Source organism: Nonomuraea marmarensis (assembly GCF_043197025.1).
Classification (GTDB): Bacteria; Actinomycetota; Actinomycetes; order Streptosporangiales; family Streptosporangiaceae; genus Nonomuraea; species Nonomuraea marmarensis.
Genome location: NZ_JBICRM010000009.1, coordinates 212,153 through 228,103, shown reverse-complemented (window position 1 = coordinate 228,103; position 15,951 = coordinate 212,153). Strand labels below are relative to the sequence as shown.

Here is a 15,951-nt window from a genome sequence, read left to right as displayed (position 1 = left end):
CCCTGCGCTGACAGACGGTCAGGTGCCGGCTCGCCCGCGAGCCGGCACCTGACGTCTTTCAGCGGCCGCCCCGATACACGCACAGGAGCTGGTCGCGGGTGGCGTTCTTGTCGCGGAAGGCGATGACGGCCGGGCCCTCGCCGCTGACGTGGCCGGGCAGCTTCTCGTCGACGGTCCAGGTGGTGCCGTTGAAGCTGGTCCACCACAGGCTCTGGTCGGAGCCGCCGCGGTGGACGCAGTAGAGCCGGTCCTTGTAGACGGTCAGCGCCGGGCCTTCAGCGGCGTAGTGGTCGGGCAACTTCTGGTCGGGGCTCCAGTTCGAGCCGTCCCAGCGCGTCCACCACAGCGCGGTGTCCCCATCGTTCCCGCGGTGCACGCAGTAGAGGTGCCCCTTGTACGCCGCCAGCGCCGGGTTGGAGCGGCTGGAGTGGTTCGGGAACTTCTGGTCGGGGCTCCAGCTTGACCCGTTCCAGCGGGTCCACCACAGGGAGTCGTCGTCACCGTTGCCGCGGTGCACACAGTAGAGCTCCCCGTCATAGGCGGCCAGGGCCGGAGCGGCGGAGCTGGAGTGCTTGGGCAGCTTGGCGTCCGGGGTCCACTTCGCGCCGTCCCAGCGGGTCCACCACAACGCGCCGTCGTCGCGGTTGCCGCGGTGCACGCAGTAGAGCTGCCCGTCGTACGCGGCCACGGCCGGGCCTACCGTGCTGAAGTGCTTGGGGAACTTCTGGTCCTCGCTCCACCCCTCCTCGGCGTCGTAGACGGTCCACCACAGGCTGGAGTCGTCGAGCGCTGCGACGTTGCCGCGGTGGGCGACGTAGAGCCGGTCCCGGTACTCCGCGACGGCCGGGCCCGACACGCTGAAGTGGTCGACGAACCGCTGGTCCTCGCTCCACCCCTCGCCCGGCTCGTAGACCGACCAGTACAGCTTGGAGTCGCCCACCGGCGCGCCGGCCTCGCGGGCCGGGACGAGCATGGCGGGCGCGACCCAGGGGGAGACCAGCTTGACGCCGTACGGCTTGGCGATCGAGGTGATCCAGCCGGACTTGGCGCGTACCGACCGCTCGACGATCGGGGTGAGCCAGGCGCCCAGCACGGTGCCCGCGGCCTCCGCGATGAGCTGCGAGATCTCGGCAGACAGCAGGGCGGCGCTCTCGTTCAGGTGGATCTCGAACCCCCACCACCTGGCGACCGGCCAGACGTCGGCGCCCTTGGCGCGCAGCCGCTGCTGGAGCTTGTGTACGCGGTCCAGGCCCTTGGAGTCGAGCTCGGCGATCTGGCGCTCGCTCTCCCGTTTGGCCGCCAGCCACTCCGACTCGGCGGCCGCGCGGGTCGAGAGGTCGTCGTCGATCTCCAGCAGCTCGGTCTCGACGGCCACGTCGACCGCGGCGGCGGCCACCGGGTCGTCCTGGGCGTGCAGCAGCGCGGCCTCGGCCCCCACCGCGGTTTCCTCTGCCGAGGCGAGTTCTGTCTTGTCGGCCCTGGTCTCGTCAGTCATTTCCAGCCCCCCTGGAATGCCGCATGATGCGGACACGCACGAACCTGGCCATAGTAACCCTAGGTAGTTGAACGACTACTTCGGGGTCACGCCTTCTTCGCGGCGCCCGCCAGCAGGTAGCCCGGCAGGGGCTCGTCGCCGATCACCCCGGGATGGTCGGGCCGCCAGTCCGCGACGTGCACGAGCCCCGGCTCCACCAGCTCGAAGTCGCCGAAGAACGCGCGGACCTCCGCCAGGCTGCGTCCCGCGGCGCCGCCGGTGGAGGACCCCCGGTAGACCTTCTTGGCGCTTTCCTCCGCCTGCTCCCTGCCCAGCGTCTCGACGGCGTGGGTGAGCACCAGGTAACTGCCGGGCGCCACCGCGTCGCGCAGCACCTTCACCATGCCCGCCGGGTCGGCGGCGTCCTGGATGAAGTGCAGGATCGACACCAGCAGCACGCCGACGGGCTCGCTCAGGTCGAGAAAGTCCGTGACCTCGGGCGTGGCCAGCAGCTCGGCCGGCCGCAGCAGGTCGGCCTGTACGAAGACGACCTTCCCCTGCTCCTCCAGCAGCGCCCTGGCGTGGGCGGCGACGACCGGGTCGTGGTCGACGTAGACCACCTTGGCGTCGGGGGACACCTCGCGGACGACCTCGTGCACGTTCCCCTGCGTGGGCAGGCCGCTGCCCAGGTCGAGGAACTGCCGGACGCCGGCGCCCGCCAGGTGGCGCACGGCGCGCTGCAGGAAGGCGCGGTTGGCCCTGGCCAGCGGCACGGCCGCGGGAATGTGCTCGACGAGCCGGTCGATGGCCGCGCGGTCCACGGTGAGGTTGTCCTTGCCGCCGAGCATGTAGTCGTACATGCGGGCGAGATTTGGCGTATTGGGGTCGAAGGACACGGTGTGATCTTAGGGTCTATCGAGTTTTCACATCACTGGTTACCGTGCAATTCATGGGCGTATTTGAGCATTACCCGTTCATGCCCGGCCCGCGGGGAGTTCCCGCCGGGGCCTACGCCGATCGCCGCGACCGGGAGCCGCTCGGAAAGGTGCTGCTGCCCAGCGGTGACACGGTCTACCTCACCACGACGTACGAGGACGCGGTCGTCGTGCTGAGCGACCCCCGTTTCAGCCGCGAACTCGGTTATCCGGGCGCGCCGAGGATGTTCTCCGGATTCACCATCGCCGAGGCCCCGGGAATTCTCACCAGTATGGATCCACCGGAGCACACACGGTTACGCAGGCTGCTTTCCGGGGTTTTCACGCCGCGCCAGGTCAACGGCTGGCGGCCCGGATTACGCGCGCTCACGAGTGAGCTGATCGACACGCTGCCCGAAGAATTCGATTTCCTGCACGATTTCGCCTTCCCGTTGCCGGTGCGGGTGATCTGCGACGTGATGGGCGTGCCGGGGATCGACGCGGTACGCGTGCGGGTCTGGTCGGACGCGATGTTGTCCACCTCCAGCCTGTCGGAGGAGGACAAGCTGGCCGCGGCCATGGAGTTCTACGCGTACATCGCCGAGGTGATCGCCGCGCACCGGGAGAACCCGGGCGACGGCCTGCTGGCCTCGATGATCCACGCCCGCGACGGCGCGGACCGGCTGAGCGAGGACGAGCTCGTACGCAACACGCTCGGCCTGTTCCTGGCCGGGCACGAGACGACCGGATCGGTGCTGGCCAGGTCGATACTCAGGCTGCTCGACCCGCCCGAGGGCTACGACCGGCTGGCCGCCGAGCCGGCGCTGGTCCCGAGCGCGGTGGAGGAGCTGCTCAGGCTGGAGCAGCCGGGCGACAGCCCGCTGATCCGGGTGGCCACCGAGGACGTGGACCTGCCCTCGGGCACGGTACGCAAGGGCGAAGGCGTGATCGCGTCCTTCGCCGGGGCCAACTTCGACCCGTCGATCTTCCCCGATCCGCACGCCATGGACCCGCACCGGGAGGCGACGCATCTGGCGTTCGGCCGCGGCCCGCACTACTGCCTGGGCGCGAACCTGGCCAGGATGGAGCTCCAGGAGATCCTCGGCGTGCTCGTGCGAAGGCTCCCCCGGCTGACGCTGTCGGGGTTGTCCGGGGAGGTGGAGTGGACGGCGGGCAGCATCATGATCCGCCCGACGCGGCTGCCCGTACGCAAGAGACCGGCGTAACGCTCCTCGGTGAGTGGGCAATGGAAGCCTGCCGCCGCGCCCTCGCGGGCTTCGACACCTGACCACCGCCCCCCGCCGCTAGATCCGATCTAGCGACCCTCCTAGCGCCTGTGAAGTGACGGCCGCGGGGAGGGGGAGACCATGGGGAACGATCGGCTGCGGGTCGCGGTGATCATCGGCAGCACCCGGGTCGGCCGCGTCTGCGACACGGTCGGCGGCTGGTTCGCCGGCCGGGCCCGCCGCCGCGAGGACCTCGACGTGGAGGTGCTCGACCTGGCCGACTACGCCTTCCCCAGTTGCTACCCGGAGGAGGCGACATCGTCCATGTGCCGCTTCGCCGCGTCCGTCGGCGGCGCGGACGCCTTCGTCGTGGTCGCCCCCGAGTACAACCGCAGCTTCCCCGCCTCGCTCAAGCAGGCGATCGACTTCGCCTATGACGAGTGGCAGGCCAAGCCGGTCGGGTTCGTCTCGTACGGTTCCGGCTCGGCCGGCTTCTACGCCGTCGAGCAGCTCCGTACCGTCTTCGGCGCCCTGCACGCCGTGACCATGCGCGACTGGGTGGGGCTCGACCTGCTCGGCGAGGACGTCGACGGGTGCCGCCCCTACGACACCGACGACCGCCTGCGCGCCATCGGCGCCATGCTCGACCAGCTCACCTGGTGGGGCCGCACGCTGCGCGAGGGCAGGCGCGCCCAGCCGTACGTCTCTTGATTGCGGAAAGTCCTGAATTCGGAAGCCCTGACTTGGGAAAGGATCTTTATGGCTGACCTGGCGATACAAACCACCGGCCTGGTCAAGGTCTTCGGCGACACCCGCGCCGTGGACGGCCTCGACCTCGCCGTACCCTCCGGCGCCGTGTACGGCGTGCTCGGCCCCAACGGCGCGGGCAAGACCACGGCGGTACGGATGCTGGCCACGCTGCTGCGGCCCGACGGCGGCGAGGCGACCGTGTTCGGGCACGACGTGGTACGCGAGGCGGACGCCGTGCGCAGCCGGGTCAGCCTGACCGGCCAGTACGCCTCCGTGGACGACGAGATGACCGGCGCCGAGAACCTGATCCTGCTCGCCCGCCTGCTCGGCCACCGCAAGCCGGCCGCCAGGAACAGGGCGGCGGAGCTGCTGGAGGCTTTCGGGCTGACGGAGGCCGCGGGGCGGCAGGTCAAGACGTACTCGGGGGGCATGCGGCGGCGCATCGACATCGCGGCCAGCATCCTGAACACGCCTGACCTGCTCTTCCTCGACGAGCCCACCACCGGCCTCGACCCGCGCAGCCGCAACCAGGTCTGGGACATCGTCCGCATCGTCGTCGCCCACGGCACCACGGTGCTGCTGACCACCCAATACCTGGAGGAGGCCGACCGGCTCGCCGGCCGCATCGCGGTCATCGACCACGGCAAGCTCATCGCCGAGGGCACTCCGGGCGAGCTGAAGTCCTCCGTCGGCTCGGGCTCGGTCCACGTACGCCTGCGCGACCCGGCCAACCGCCCCGAAGCGGAACGCGTACTCACCGAGACCCTGGACACCCTCGTCTACCTGGAGTCCGACCCGGTGGCCCTCACGGCCCGCATCACCGGCAACGGCCGCGAGCAGGCGGCCGCCGAGCAGGCCTCACGCGCGCTCGGCCGGCTGGCCGCGGCCGGCATCGTCGTCGACGACTTCTCCCTCGGCCAGCCCAGCCTGGACGAGGTCTTCCTCGCCCTCACCGACCACCCCGCCACTGAGGAGGCAGCATGAGCACGACCATTGAGAGCGGCACCACGTACGCCCCCGCGGCCGAGGTCCTCGGTACGGTCCTGGCCCCGAGGGCGAAACCGGCCCGGCCGAGCGCGTGGTCGGCGTCCATGACGTTCGGCTGGCGGGCCATGTTGAAGATCAAGCACGTGCCCGAGCAGCTTTTCGACGTAACCGCGTTCCCGCTCATGATGACGCTGATGTTCACGTACCTGTTCGGCGGCGCGCTGGCCGGGTCGCCGACCGAATACCTGCAGTACCTGCTACCGGGCATCATGGTGACGAGCGTCGTGATGATCACCATGTACACCGGTCTGGAGGTCAACAAGGACATCGAGAAGGGCATCTTCGACCGTTTCCGCACCCTGCCGATCTGGCGCCCTTCGACCATGGTGGGCTACCTGCTCGGCGACGTACTGCGCTACACGATGGCCTCGACGGTCATCCTCCTGGTGGGCCTGGTCCTGGGCTTCCGCCCCGGGGGTGGGTTCGTCGGGGTGGTGGCCGGGATCCTGGTGCTGCTGGGGTTCTCGTTCGCGTTCTCGTGGGTGTGGACGATGTTCGGGCTGCTGATGCGCAGCGAGAAGTCGGTGATGGGGGTCAGCATGCTGGTGCTGTTCCCGCTGACGTTCCTGAGCAACGTCTACGTCGAGCCGGAGACGATGCCCGGCTGGCTCCAGGTGTTCGTCAACATCAACCCGATCACCCACCTGGTGGCCTCGGTACGGTCCCTGATGGCGGGCACACCGGACGTGGGGCAGCTGACCTGGGTGCTGGTGTCGTCGGTGCTGTTCATCGCGGTGTTCGGCACCCTCACCATGCGGCTGTACAACCGCAAATAGTGAGAATGGCCGTGCCGGGTGACCGTCCTTCACGCGGCGCCCGGCAATCGCCTTGTCGTAGACGGCCGTTCTCGGCGGCGGGTTTCCTGCTCCAGGTTCCCGAAGAGCTCGGCCAGAGTGGCGCCGCAACGCACGTTGGAGAGTCCGCTGTGGTCGGGCACCAAGACGGTACGGAACGCGATGTAGCCGCCTCCGGCCCCTTCCATGATCTCCCAGCCCGGGAACCCCGTAGCCATCCTCACGCCGCCCGCCTGCCAGCTCCGCGGCCGTGGAGAATGGGGGCCCAGGAGCCTGGACCCGCAGCCCACAAGCGGTCGCCGCCCTGCCCGGTTGTGGCGTCGCTCATGCGGTGGAGCAGCTCGTCCGGCTGCTCGGCCTCGACCCAGATCCCGGGCGAAGGGCAGTGGCCTTGGTAGAAGGCGACGAGGCGGCGTCTGCTGAGGGAGTACATCAGCCACCAGGCGGGAAGGCGAGGCTGAAGCTCTTCGACGTACTTCCTTCCCGTGGCAACGTCGCTTTCATTGGTCATGAGCATTTCCTCCGCAGAGTCGAGGTCGGCTAGGGGGATGGGCGCGGGCCGGGCGTCGGCGGCAGGAAGCGCCCGGCCCGCGCCGGATGGTGCGGAGCGGCGGGGAAGTCATCACCGGGCCGCCCGCACGCGGCGTGGCCATGCAGCGCGCGTCCCTGGATGCGCTGCTCCGGGCCCAATCGGATGCCACGCCACGATCATCAGACCGGGGGTAGTCGAACGGGCAGGGTCAGGCGTGGCGGTCAGTGTGGCGTCATGCACACACCGTAAGCGCCCCATGATTCGGCACCGGGTGCCACCTGCACCCGTCGTCACGAGGGTGCAGTCCGCACCCACCATCTACAGGGGCAGTCCGAGCTCCTGAGCAAAGCTGCGGGCCCGCCGCTCGATCAACGGACCGCCCTGGTCGACCGCATCTGAGGCCATCTGACGGCCAGTCGGGCTGTAGTGCACCGAGTCATGCGAGATCGCATGCGCTTGGCGCAACCAGTCGAGCATGGATGACCAGTCGCGCCGCTGGTGGTAGGTGCGGGCGATCTCGACGTGTAGCCTGGCACGCCGCTCCCTTGAGGGGATGCTGTCGGGGTCGATCTGCTCGGCCCGCTCTTTTGCCGTCGCCGACTTGGTCAGGTCAGCGCCGATCGACACAGCGTGCAGCGCGACGTTGGAGCCGCCGAACTGCGTCCACGGATGGTGGTAACCGACGGGCAGCCGGGCAGCGGTGGCGGCGGCCTCATCCCAGAACCGCCACGCGTCGCCCTCCCGGCCAGCGCGGGCTGCGGTAGTGGCGGCATGCAACTGCATCGCGCCATAAAGGGCCCGCAGTTCGTCTCCGCCATCCTCAAGCTGATCGCGCAGTAGACCGGCGGCGTCGAGGGCGAGGGTCAGAGCCGCGTCGGTGTCTCCTCCGGAGCGTTGCACGATGGCGTACGTCCAGGCGGCCCCGGCCAGCGCGGCTGGCTGGTCGGATTCCTGGGCTGCGGCCATGGCCCGGTCAGCGACCACCCAGATCAGTTCAGGCTCGCTGGCCCACACGATGACATGCTGCACGAGTGCCCACAGGTCGACGAGCACGGCGTACGCGTCGCGCCGCTCTTGCCCGAGCGCCTGGCGGGCGGAGGCTCGCGCGTCACGGATGAGGGCGGGCAGCACGCGGCCGACGTCGGTACGGTGCGTGCGCGAGGTGTGCCACACCTGCCAAGCGTCCGCAGTGCGCTGCCGCAACGAGGCGACCGGCAGCGGCTGGTCATCGACCGTGAGCAAGGGCGCGCGTACGGCTTCGCGGATGGCGGGCACCGCTTCGTGCGGTATCCGGGCAAAGGCGCTGATGGGAATAGTGGTGTTGCCACCGAGATCCATGTCGCTGCCGGCGAGGACGGCGACGTCGCCAACAGCGAGCACTTCGGCAAGCCGGATGAGCACAGGCAGGCGAGGCGGCAGACGCCGACCAGACTCGATGCCCTTCAGCCACTCCGTGGAGTAGCCGACGAGACCGGCCAGGACTGGCCGGCTCATGCCTTTGCGTTCCCGGATGGTCTGGATTCGCTCGCCTGTCCGCTTTCCTTCGAGGTCGTCGAGCATCGGGATTACCCTCGATTCGTTCCGTAACCACTGATCAGGCTACGCCTGCGCCTGTGCGGTGGGGGTAGGGAACGCGGCCTGTGGCCACCCCCGTGAGTGCAGCGTGCGTTGTGAGCACGCGTTCAGGCGAGCAGGTCCGCGTGCCGGTCCCGCCGACTTCTTCGACGTACGTCCACAGCTTCGACCGGGTCTGGACCCCATCGAGGATTCCAACTTCTGGCAGCAACGCCGGGCCTCTAATGGGACAGGCCTGCCAGTTTCGTGACCGCAGCGACCAGAGCCGGGATGTCAGTCAGATCGGAGAACACCACGTCCGCGCCTGCCGCCGACAATTCGGCCACGCTGTCAGACCCCGTAGCCACCCCGATGACCGCGGCACCACCGTCCAGCCCGGCCTGGACATCACGTGGCGTGTCACCGATCAAAACAGTGGAGGACCGACCGAAACTCCCGCCGTATTTGCGGCAGGCACGCTGCTGGGCGACCGCGACCAGGTCGGCACGCACCGCACCGTCCGATCCGTACCCACCGACTTCGAAATCCAGACCCTCATGCAGGCCGAACACCGATACCTTCACCACCGCGTTGGCCTTGATGTTGCCGGTGAGCACAGACTGGACGATGCCCGGCACCTCGGCGAGCGCGACGATCGCGTCCAGCGCTCCCGGCAGCGCGTACCCGCGCTCACCGAGTCGCACCCGGTTGAAGGTCATCGCGTTCTCCAACGCGGCGTTCAGCCTTTCCAACTGGTCAGGGGAAGGCTCGATGCCGTGACGCTGCAGGAGGTTGAGCATGATCTGCGGGTCTGTACGGCCATCGGTCTCCGCCCGGTGCTCGGCAGGCCGCCCGGTTAGCAGTTCAAAGGCCCGAGCGTACGTCTCCTTGCTCACCCCACCGTTCTCGATCAACGTGTGATCGACATCCCAGAGCACCAGTCCCGCCACCATCGTCACCACCCATGCGCCTCGGACCGTTCTCCCAGGCTAGCGGCGTGCCAAGCGTCTTCGCCTAGTGATACGTCAAGTGCTTTGAAACAGTGGGCTCCGCAATCAGACCTTTGAGACCGTGCTCGATGCGGGGCGTTTTCGCCTCGTGCCATCCCGCCGCAGCCGACAGCGCCCGCGAAGTCAGATGCGCGTCGAGCCGTAGTTCGCGCAACCTCCCCGCAAGCGTCTGCCGCGCCGCCTGGGCGCTGGAGTTGGAGGGTGGTGTCGAAGCCATGGGGGCCGGGATCCGAGAAAACGCTAGACCTGGTACACCCTGTGATCGGTAGCCCGATCCCACGCCGCCGCGAAGGCAACAGCGCATTGCCTCACGACGACCGAAGACTCGTTCTCATCGTTGGCAACCGGCATAACGGCATCATCGAGGCGCGTACGTTCCGCCGCCTCCTGCTAGAACGCGGTCCGATATCCCGGATGGCAGGCGCCGGGTGATTCGCGAATGGGACGAGGTGCCCCGTCGCGTCGCCGAGGGCAGCTTCAAGGACGCGAATCTCTCTGACGGGGCCTGGCACTGAGCAACGCCGGAAACATGGGCGGCGCCCTCGTCGCGCCGGTCCTGCTGTTCAAGGTACGCCCGGTTGTCCCCATCGCCAACGATCTCCACCCACCCCCGCACGTCCAACGCAGCGGGCATGTAGTGGATGTTGCCGGGAGCCCCACAGCACATGTTCAGGTGGATCACCTTGATCACGGTGGAGGAGACGTTCAGGGACAGAAGCATGCGATGGAGTACGACCGGCGTCGCCGCATACGGCGGGAAATCATCCGAAGGCTCAAGACTCTTCGGACAGACACGCATATCGAGCTGAGTGACTCTCAGGGTAGGAGGTTCGCGGCAAGCGCTCGCCACTGTCGTAGGGGTGGGACGTGGGGAGTGGTGGTCAAGAGATGGAGGCTGACATGGTCGGCACCCACGTCGAGATGCTGGTGGACGCGGTGGGCGATGTCGTCGATGGTTCCGCGTACCACCAGCGCGTCGACAAGCTCGTCATTGAGGGCGTCGAGGTCTTGGAAGCCCAGGTCGTGCAGTAGTACGCGGCGGTTGGGGAGGGCCGCGGCGACGTGGGTGCGGGCCAGGTCGGCGGCGGTGCGGTCGAGGTCGAGGATGGCAAGCTGGGTGACGGCCAGCAGCGCGTGCGGCCCGAGCAGAGTCCTGGCGTGCTTGGTGTGTTGGACCGGCATTCCCAGGGGGTGAGCGCCCCAGGCCCGCCGGCCTGCCAGTTTGAGCATGCCCGGGCCGAGGGCCGCCAGCACTCGGTGTGGGGCCGCCGGTGGGGCGGGAGGTCCGAAGGGGGCGTTGTCCAGCGCGTCGAGATAGTCGCGCATGGCCGCCAGCGGCGGGCCGAAGCGGTGGCCGCGGACGTCTTCAACGAGGGCGGGGTGGCTCACTCCCAGGCCGAGCAGGAAGCGGCCGGGGAAGGCCTCCTCCAGGGTGCGCTGCGCGGCCGCGGTGCTTACCGCGTCGCGGGCGTAGATGCTGGCGGTGCCGGTGGCCACGGTGATCCGGCGGGTGGCGGACAGCAGCATCCCTGCCTGGGCCATGGCTTCGCGGCCGGTCGCCTCGGGGAACCACAGCGTCCCATAGCCGAGGTCCTCGATCTCGGTCACGGCCCGGCGTACCTCGGTCGCGGAATAGTTGTCGATGTCGCCCGCCCAGATCCCGATCCGTCCGAGACTGGGCCGCCCGCTCACATGTCCTGCGTTCCGGCGCGCTGGGCCGTCAGGAACGCGGAGATCTGGGACGCGCCGGTCCGCTCCAGCCACGTGCGCAAGTCCATCAGCCCTGGATGTATCCGGCGCACGGCCGACAGGTCGGCTCGGTAGCCGCGTTCATTGAGCCATTCGTAGGCGAAGGCGAACTCCTCACCGACGTGCCGGATCGCCTCGATGGGCACCTGCACGTACGGCAGGGCCGCGCCGATCGCCTCCGAGATGGCCTTGGTGATCTGCACTGGGGTCAGCTCGTCACCGGCCAAATCGATCGCCCGTCCGATCCACTCCTGCGGCCGGGCGAAGGCCAGCGCGGCGAAGGAGCCGACATCGTCGACGGCGATGATCTGCTGCGGGACGTTGGGCTCGAACGCGGTGGTCACGGTGCCCTCGTGCAGGTGGTAGCCGCCGGTGTAGTTCTCCATGAAGGAGACCGGCCGCAGGATCGTGGCGGGCAGGCCGAGCGTGGCGATGTGCTGCTCGATCCGTGCCTTGCTCACCAAGTTCTGCGGCAGCACCTCGCTGCCATGGCGGCCGGCTCCGGCGACCGAGGAGTAGACCAGGTGCGGGACGCCTTCGGCGTGTGCGGCCCGAGCCACGTTGACGCCCCAGCGGACCTCGTCATCGGCGGTGAAGTCAGGTGCGGTACCGGGAGAGCCGACGGTGGGCTGGACGCTGAACATGCCGTGGGCGCCCCGGGCTGCGGTGATCAGGGAGGCGACGTCGTCCATGTCTCCGCGCACGAGCTGGGCGCCTGTCTGGGCCAGAGCCCGGGCTGCGGCGCTGCCCGGATCGCGGGTGAGCGCTCGCACCCGCCAGCCGTCGGCGAGCAGGCGCGCCGTCACGGCGCGGCCCTGCAGACCGGTAGCGCCCATCACGACGACGGTCTTTTCCGGTGTGTCCACGGGTGTCTCCTGAAAGTCGGTCGCGCTGCGGAGCCATCACCAAAATGGGGTGGCCCTCCGTTTATGTTCCAGTACGATATGGAGGATCACCCCGTTTTGCAAGTCCAGGGAGGTTCCCTTGCCCCGAGGCGATGCCGCACCAGACACCACCGGGCGGCCGACGCGGGCCGATGCCCGGCGCAACTACGACCGGATCCTGGCCGCGGCCGCCGACTGCATCGCCGAGCACGGGGCCGAGGCCTCGCTGGAGGAGATGGCCCGGCGCGCCGGGGTCGGATCGGCCACTCTGCATCGGCACTTCCCCTCCCGCCAGGCGCTACTGGAAGCCGTCTTCCGCGACAAGGTCGAAGCCTTGTGCGCCAAAGCGCGCGACCTGTCCTCCGCCCCCGGTCCAGGGGCCGCGTTGGTCACCTGGCTGCACGCGGTGGGCACCCACGCCGCCTCCAACAGGGGGCTGGCTGCCTCTCTCCTGCGCGGCGCGCGCGACAGCGATCCCGCGTTCGGCACCACCTGCCACACGATGATCGTGAACGCCGGCAACGAACTCCTGGAGCGCGCCCGCCTGGCGCGCGCCGTACGTCCCGACATCGCCATCGTCGATCTGCTCAAGCTCGTCAACGCCATCTCGCTGGCCACTGAACATGACGTGGACGGAGTCTCCGAGGCCGAACGGCTGCTCGCGCTGGCCCTCGGCGGCGTCCATCCCCGCGCAAGCTCAACCGGGCACGGCACTGAGCAAGATGCTCACCCGGGTGGGAAGAAGACGGCCGGGTAACCCAGCAGACCCTCAGAGGCGCCAGGCGATGTCGTCGTCGGGCTGGTAGCGGCACGTTGAGCCGGTGGAGACGGTGGCGCGCAAGTGGGCGGCCAGTTCGGGGTGGGCGTGGTCGAGTTTGCGCAGCACGTCGCGGATCCTGGCCGTGACGGTCTTGCGTGCCCGCTCCGCCTCATCCCCCAATCGACGGGTACGCCCACCAAGCCCGGCCGCCGCCCGCAACTCCTCCAGCAACGCGGCCCGCTCCCGATCGAACCCGGCAGCCCACCGATCGTCGCCCAGCTCCACGGCCCGGTCGATCTCCTCGTCGAGCAACGCCAGACGACGGCGGTAACGGCTCTTGGCCTCCTCGTCGAGCACGTCGTCGCCGCCCATCCGGCGAGCCGCGACGACGACCTCACCGCCTTCAGGATCGAGCAGTCGGACGGCGGGCACGTCGTCACCGGGGCGGCTCAGCAAGGTGTGCAGGTCACGTAGCCCTTTGGCGTCGGGCATGTGGGCGACCCGCCCCGCGAACCCCAGCGACCAGACCGCGCCGTCCCTCCTGAACTCTCCGGACGTCACGCTGGGCAGGCCCGGCCTGTCTCCGGAGGCGTCCCCACCTGGGATGTCCTGCCTGTCGCCAGAAGTGCCCTCGCCTTGGCGACCCAGATCCGCCCCAGAAGTGCCCTGGTCCCGACGCCCCAGGTCTCCCCGTGCCGCATGATCGGGCTCCCGGGAGGGCGGCGCCGGGCGTACCGACTCCAGGACCTGGCGCATCCCGAGCTCGGCCGCCTCGCGCTGGACCCCGTCGAGCAGCCTCCGCGCAGTCTCGAGGTCGCCGGGTCCCGCGCGCGCGAGCAGCGTCTCGGCCAGGTGGGACCGGGCCAGGACGGACCATGGCCGTGCCCGCATCTGGTCGGCGGAGCGGTAGGCGGCGGTGAGCTCTTCGACGGCCTCGGTCCAGCGCTCCTCCGCGGCGTCCACCAGCCCCAGCCACAGGTCGTAAGGGCCGCTGATCTCCCACCCGAACAGCGACACCACCCACCGCCCCCGATGCGGCGTCAGCTCCACCCGCGCCCGGGCGCACAGCTCAGGGTCCTGCGTGGCGGCGGCCAGCTCGGCCTGAAGGCGCAGCCAGAGCGGCTGGATCATGCGGTCGGCCGGCTCCTCGCCGGCGTGGTGGCGCAGCGCGGTGTCGAGGTCGCCGCCGTGCAGGGCCGTCAGCGCCTCCAGCAACGGCACGCACGGGTGTTGGGTGCCTCTGAGCCCGCGGAGCACCGCCTGCTGCTCGGCCAGCCTGCCCTGCAGCGCCAGCATCGCCCAGCGGTGGTGCTCGATCATGAACAGGAAATGGTCGTGGTTGGCGTCCGGATGGACCTCCGACAGCAGCGACTCGGCCTCGGCGAAGCGGCCCCCGAGGGCGGCGACGATGCTCGCGTCGACGTCGGCGGACATCGCGAGGTGTGGCCGCTCACTGCGACTGCCCCTGGCGGCGTAGTCGTGGAACTCGCCGAGGTAGCGCGGATCGCCCTGCTCGATCAAGGCCACCCAGCGCAGCGCCCTGGCGAAGTGCTCGAGGTCGAGGTCGGAGGTGCGCCGGGCCACCGCGATCAGCTCGCCGGTCAGCGCCACCCGCTCCCCCGCCGTGCCCGGCCCCCAGATGATGTCGTGGTGCGCCCACAGGCTGAACGCCAGCGCGTCGTCGTCGCCGCCCTTCCTGGCCAGGGCGACGAGGTGGAAGACCAGGTCGAGGGCGAGCCGCTCGTCGGGCACGGAGCCGCCGACCAGCCTGCCGTGGGCCTCTTTCAGCTGGTCGAGGGCCTTTTCGAGGCCGTAGTGGGTGTGGAAGACCAGCGCGACGCGGGCGGGCAGCTCGGGATCGTCGAGGTCGCGGGCGATGGCGGCGGCCTCCTCGAAGCGCCGCCGCGCCTCCTCGCGCTCGGCCAGGTGGTGCAGCTCCCTGCCCAGGTCGAGCGCGATCATGGCCCGCCTGCGCGGCTCGGCGGCGGCGCTCAGCTCGTACGCCCTGCGCAGGTGGCCGACCTGCTCCTCGCCCGCCAGCCTGCCCCTGGCCTCGCGGGCGGCGGCCAGCAGGAGGTCGATGGCCCGGTCCGGGTCGGCGCGGTCGCCGGCCAGGTAGGCGTGCCTGGCCAGGTCGTTGGGCAGCACCTTGCCCGCCAGGCCGGGTGAGCGGTCGAGGGCGTCGACGACCGCGCCGTGCAGCTCGCGCGGGTCGTCGAGCGAGTCGTAGAGGGTCTCGCGCACCAGGTCGTGCGCGAACGCGAACACGCCGCCGCCCCTGGTCACCACGAGCTTGGCGACCACGGCCAGCTCCAGCAGCCGGTCGACGTGCGCGACGGGGGCGGCGATGGCCGCGGCGAGCACCTGACGGTGGAACTCGTTGCCGAGCACGGCCGCGGCGGGCAGCAGGTCGGACACCTGCCGCGGCAGCAGCGACAGCCGCCGCAGCAGCGCGTCGCGCACGCCGGGCGCGATGGCGCTGGCCGAGCCGCCGCTGCGCCAGAGCCTGGCGGTCTGCTCGATGAAGAACGGGTTGCCGCCCGTGCGCAGGTGGACCTCCGCGACCAGGTCGGGCGGCGGCTCGTGGCCGACCGTGCGGGCCATGAGCGCCGCGACGCCCGCCTCGTCGAGCCCGGTGAGCGTGATCGTGGTGGCCTTGGCGACGAGCGGCGACAGCAGGTCGCGCAGCGGATGGTCGACCGGCTCGACCTCGGCGTCGCGGTAGGTGCCGACCAGCAGCAGCCGCTCGAACCAGGTCTGCTGCGCCGCGAACTCCAGCAGCCGCAACGAGGCGGGGTCGGCCACGTGCAGGTCGTCGATGACGATCATCACCGGGCGCCGCTGCGACAACGAGACCAGGGCGGACGTGACCGCGTCGTAGACCCGGAAGCCGCCGGGCGTCTCGCTGCTCTGCTCCTCGCCGAGCAGGGCGGCCAGGCTGCCGCCCGCCGCCTCCTCCGCCGCGGCCCACTCCTCGGGCTCGGCGGCGCGCCGCAACGCGCGGATGACCTGCACCCACGGCCAGTAGCCAGGGGCGCTGCCGGAGTCCCAGCACGCGCCGCCGACCACCAGCGCGCCCTGCCGCCTGGCCTCGCCCGCCGCGCTGGTGACGAGCGTGGTCTTGCCGATGCCCGCCTCGCCGGTGACCAGCACCAGGCCGCCGTGGCTGCCGATCACCCTGGTGATCTCGGCACGCAACAGCGCTGCGGGGTGCTCCCTGCCGATGAGCTCGTGTGCGGCGATGTCGGTAGGCATGA

At 70.0% G+C, this 15,951-nt stretch carries 13 protein-coding genes; 5 read left to right on the top strand and 8 right to left on the bottom strand.

Annotated elements, in window-relative coordinates; genetic code table 11:
• Positions 1-58: 58 nt before the first annotated feature.
• Together ACFLIM_RS17705 and ACFLIM_RS17700 are read right to left on the bottom strand one after the other, a co-directional pair.
• The gene (locus ACFLIM_RS17705; protein ID WP_393166628.1) at positions 59-1,495 is read right to left on the bottom strand and encodes a hypothetical protein; all 1,437 of its coding nucleotides are present in this window, start codon (positions 1,493-1,495) and stop codon (positions 59-61) included.
• 86 nt (positions 1,496-1,581) lie between these two features.
• Positions 1,582-2,370, bottom strand: a complete 789-nt coding sequence (locus tag ACFLIM_RS17700; protein WP_393166626.1) for an SAM-dependent methyltransferase — start codon at positions 2,368-2,370, stop codon at positions 1,582-1,584.
• Positions 2,371-2,423: 53 nt separating this feature from the next.
• On the opposite strand from ACFLIM_RS17700, the gene ACFLIM_RS17695 reads away from it, so the two are divergent.
• The 4 genes from ACFLIM_RS17695 (at position 2,424) to ACFLIM_RS17680 (ending at position 6,187) form a co-directional block, all read left to right on the top strand.
• A complete protein-coding gene (locus ACFLIM_RS17695) occupies positions 2,424-3,614 on the top strand; it encodes a cytochrome P450 (protein WP_393166624.1) in 1,191 nt (396 codons plus the stop codon).
• A gap of 141 nt (positions 3,615-3,755) precedes the next feature.
• A complete protein-coding gene (locus tag ACFLIM_RS17690; RefSeq protein ID WP_393166622.1) occupies positions 3,756-4,325 on the top strand; it encodes an NADPH-dependent FMN reductase in 570 nt (189 codons plus the stop codon).
• A 48-nt stretch (positions 4,326-4,373) separates the two neighbouring features.
• Positions 4,374-5,348 (top strand): ATP-binding cassette domain-containing protein, encoded by a 975-nt coding sequence (locus ACFLIM_RS17685; RefSeq protein ID WP_393166620.1) that lies wholly within the window; start codon positions 4,374-4,376, stop codon positions 5,346-5,348.
• Entirely contained in the window at positions 5,345-6,187 is an 843-nt protein-coding gene (locus tag ACFLIM_RS17680) for an ABC transporter permease (RefSeq protein ID WP_393166618.1), read from the top strand. The genes ACFLIM_RS17685 and ACFLIM_RS17680 overlap by 4 nt, the downstream gene beginning before the upstream one ends.
• A gap of 238 nt (positions 6,188-6,425) precedes the next feature.
• Here ACFLIM_RS17680 and ACFLIM_RS17675 read toward each other — a convergent pair whose 3' ends face one another.
• The 5 genes from ACFLIM_RS17675 to ACFLIM_RS17655 form a co-directional block, all read right to left on the bottom strand.
• Positions 6,426-6,716: a hypothetical protein gene (locus ACFLIM_RS17675; RefSeq protein WP_393166616.1), complete on the bottom strand. Its 291-nt coding sequence runs from the start codon at positions 6,714-6,716 to the stop codon at positions 6,426-6,428.
• A gap of 339 nt (positions 6,717-7,055) precedes the next feature.
• Positions 7,056-8,297 carry a helix-turn-helix domain-containing protein gene (locus ACFLIM_RS17670; RefSeq protein ID WP_393166614.1) on the bottom strand — a complete coding sequence of 414 codons (1,242 nt, stop codon included), beginning with the start codon at positions 8,295-8,297 and terminating at the stop codon, positions 7,056-7,058.
• Between the two features lie 236 nt (positions 8,298-8,533).
• Positions 8,534-9,244: an HAD family hydrolase gene (locus ACFLIM_RS17665; protein ID WP_393166812.1), complete on the bottom strand. Its 711-nt coding sequence runs from the start codon at positions 9,242-9,244 to the stop codon at positions 8,534-8,536.
• Positions 9,245-10,117: 873 nt separating this feature from the next.
• On the bottom strand, positions 10,118-10,993 hold the full coding sequence (locus tag ACFLIM_RS17660; RefSeq protein WP_393166612.1) for a TIGR03620 family F420-dependent LLM class oxidoreductase: 876 nt from the start codon (positions 10,991-10,993) through the stop codon (positions 10,118-10,120).
• Positions 10,990-11,916, bottom strand: coding sequence for an NmrA/HSCARG family protein (locus tag ACFLIM_RS17655; protein WP_393166610.1), 927 nt, complete (start codon positions 11,914-11,916; stop codon positions 10,990-10,992). The genes ACFLIM_RS17660 and ACFLIM_RS17655 overlap by 4 nt, the downstream gene beginning before the upstream one ends.
• 118 nt (positions 11,917-12,034) lie before the next feature.
• Between ACFLIM_RS17655 and ACFLIM_RS17650 the strand changes: the two genes are divergently transcribed.
• Positions 12,035-12,691 carry a TetR/AcrR family transcriptional regulator gene (locus tag ACFLIM_RS17650; RefSeq protein WP_393166608.1) on the top strand — a complete coding sequence of 219 codons (657 nt, stop codon included), beginning with the start codon at positions 12,035-12,037 and terminating at the stop codon, positions 12,689-12,691.
• Positions 12,692-12,703: 12 nt separating this feature from the next.
• Here ACFLIM_RS17650 and ACFLIM_RS17645 read toward each other — a convergent pair whose 3' ends face one another.
• Positions 12,704-15,949, bottom strand: a complete 3,246-nt coding sequence (locus ACFLIM_RS17645; protein ID WP_393166606.1) for an ATP-binding protein — start codon at positions 15,947-15,949, stop codon at positions 12,704-12,706.
• Positions 15,950-15,951 lie beyond the last annotated feature (2 nt).

Excerpts from the sequence above, each read along its gene's own strand:
- ACFLIM_RS17705 (WP_393166628.1), bottom strand. The coding sequence starts at position 1,495 with ATGACTGACGAGACCAGGGCCGACAAGACAGAACTCGCCTCGGCAGAG.
- ACFLIM_RS17695 (WP_393166624.1), top strand. The coding sequence starts at position 2,424 with ATGGGCGTATTTGAGCATTACCCGTTCATGCCCGGCCCGCGGGGAGTT.
- ACFLIM_RS17690 (WP_393166622.1), top strand. The coding sequence starts at position 3,756 with ATGGGGAACGATCGGCTGCGGGTCGCGGTGATCATCGGCAGCACCCGG.
- ACFLIM_RS17685 (WP_393166620.1), top strand. The coding sequence starts at position 4,374 with ATGGCTGACCTGGCGATACAAACCACCGGCCTGGTCAAGGTCTTCGGC.
- ACFLIM_RS17680 (WP_393166618.1), top strand. The coding sequence starts at position 5,345 with ATGAGCACGACCATTGAGAGCGGCACCACGTACGCCCCCGCGGCCGAG.
- ACFLIM_RS17675 (WP_393166616.1), bottom strand. The coding sequence starts at position 6,716 with ATGACCAATGAAAGCGACGTTGCCACGGGAAGGAAGTACGTCGAAGAG.
- ACFLIM_RS17670 (WP_393166614.1), bottom strand. The coding sequence starts at position 8,297 with ATGCTCGACGACCTCGAAGGAAAGCGGACAGGCGAGCGAATCCAGACC.
- ACFLIM_RS17665 (WP_393166812.1), bottom strand. The coding sequence starts at position 9,244 with ATGGTGGCGGGACTGGTGCTCTGGGATGTCGATCACACGTTGATCGAG.
- ACFLIM_RS17645 (WP_393166606.1), bottom strand. The coding sequence starts at position 15,949 with ATGCCTACCGACATCGCCGCACACGAGCTCATCGGCAGGGAGCACCCC.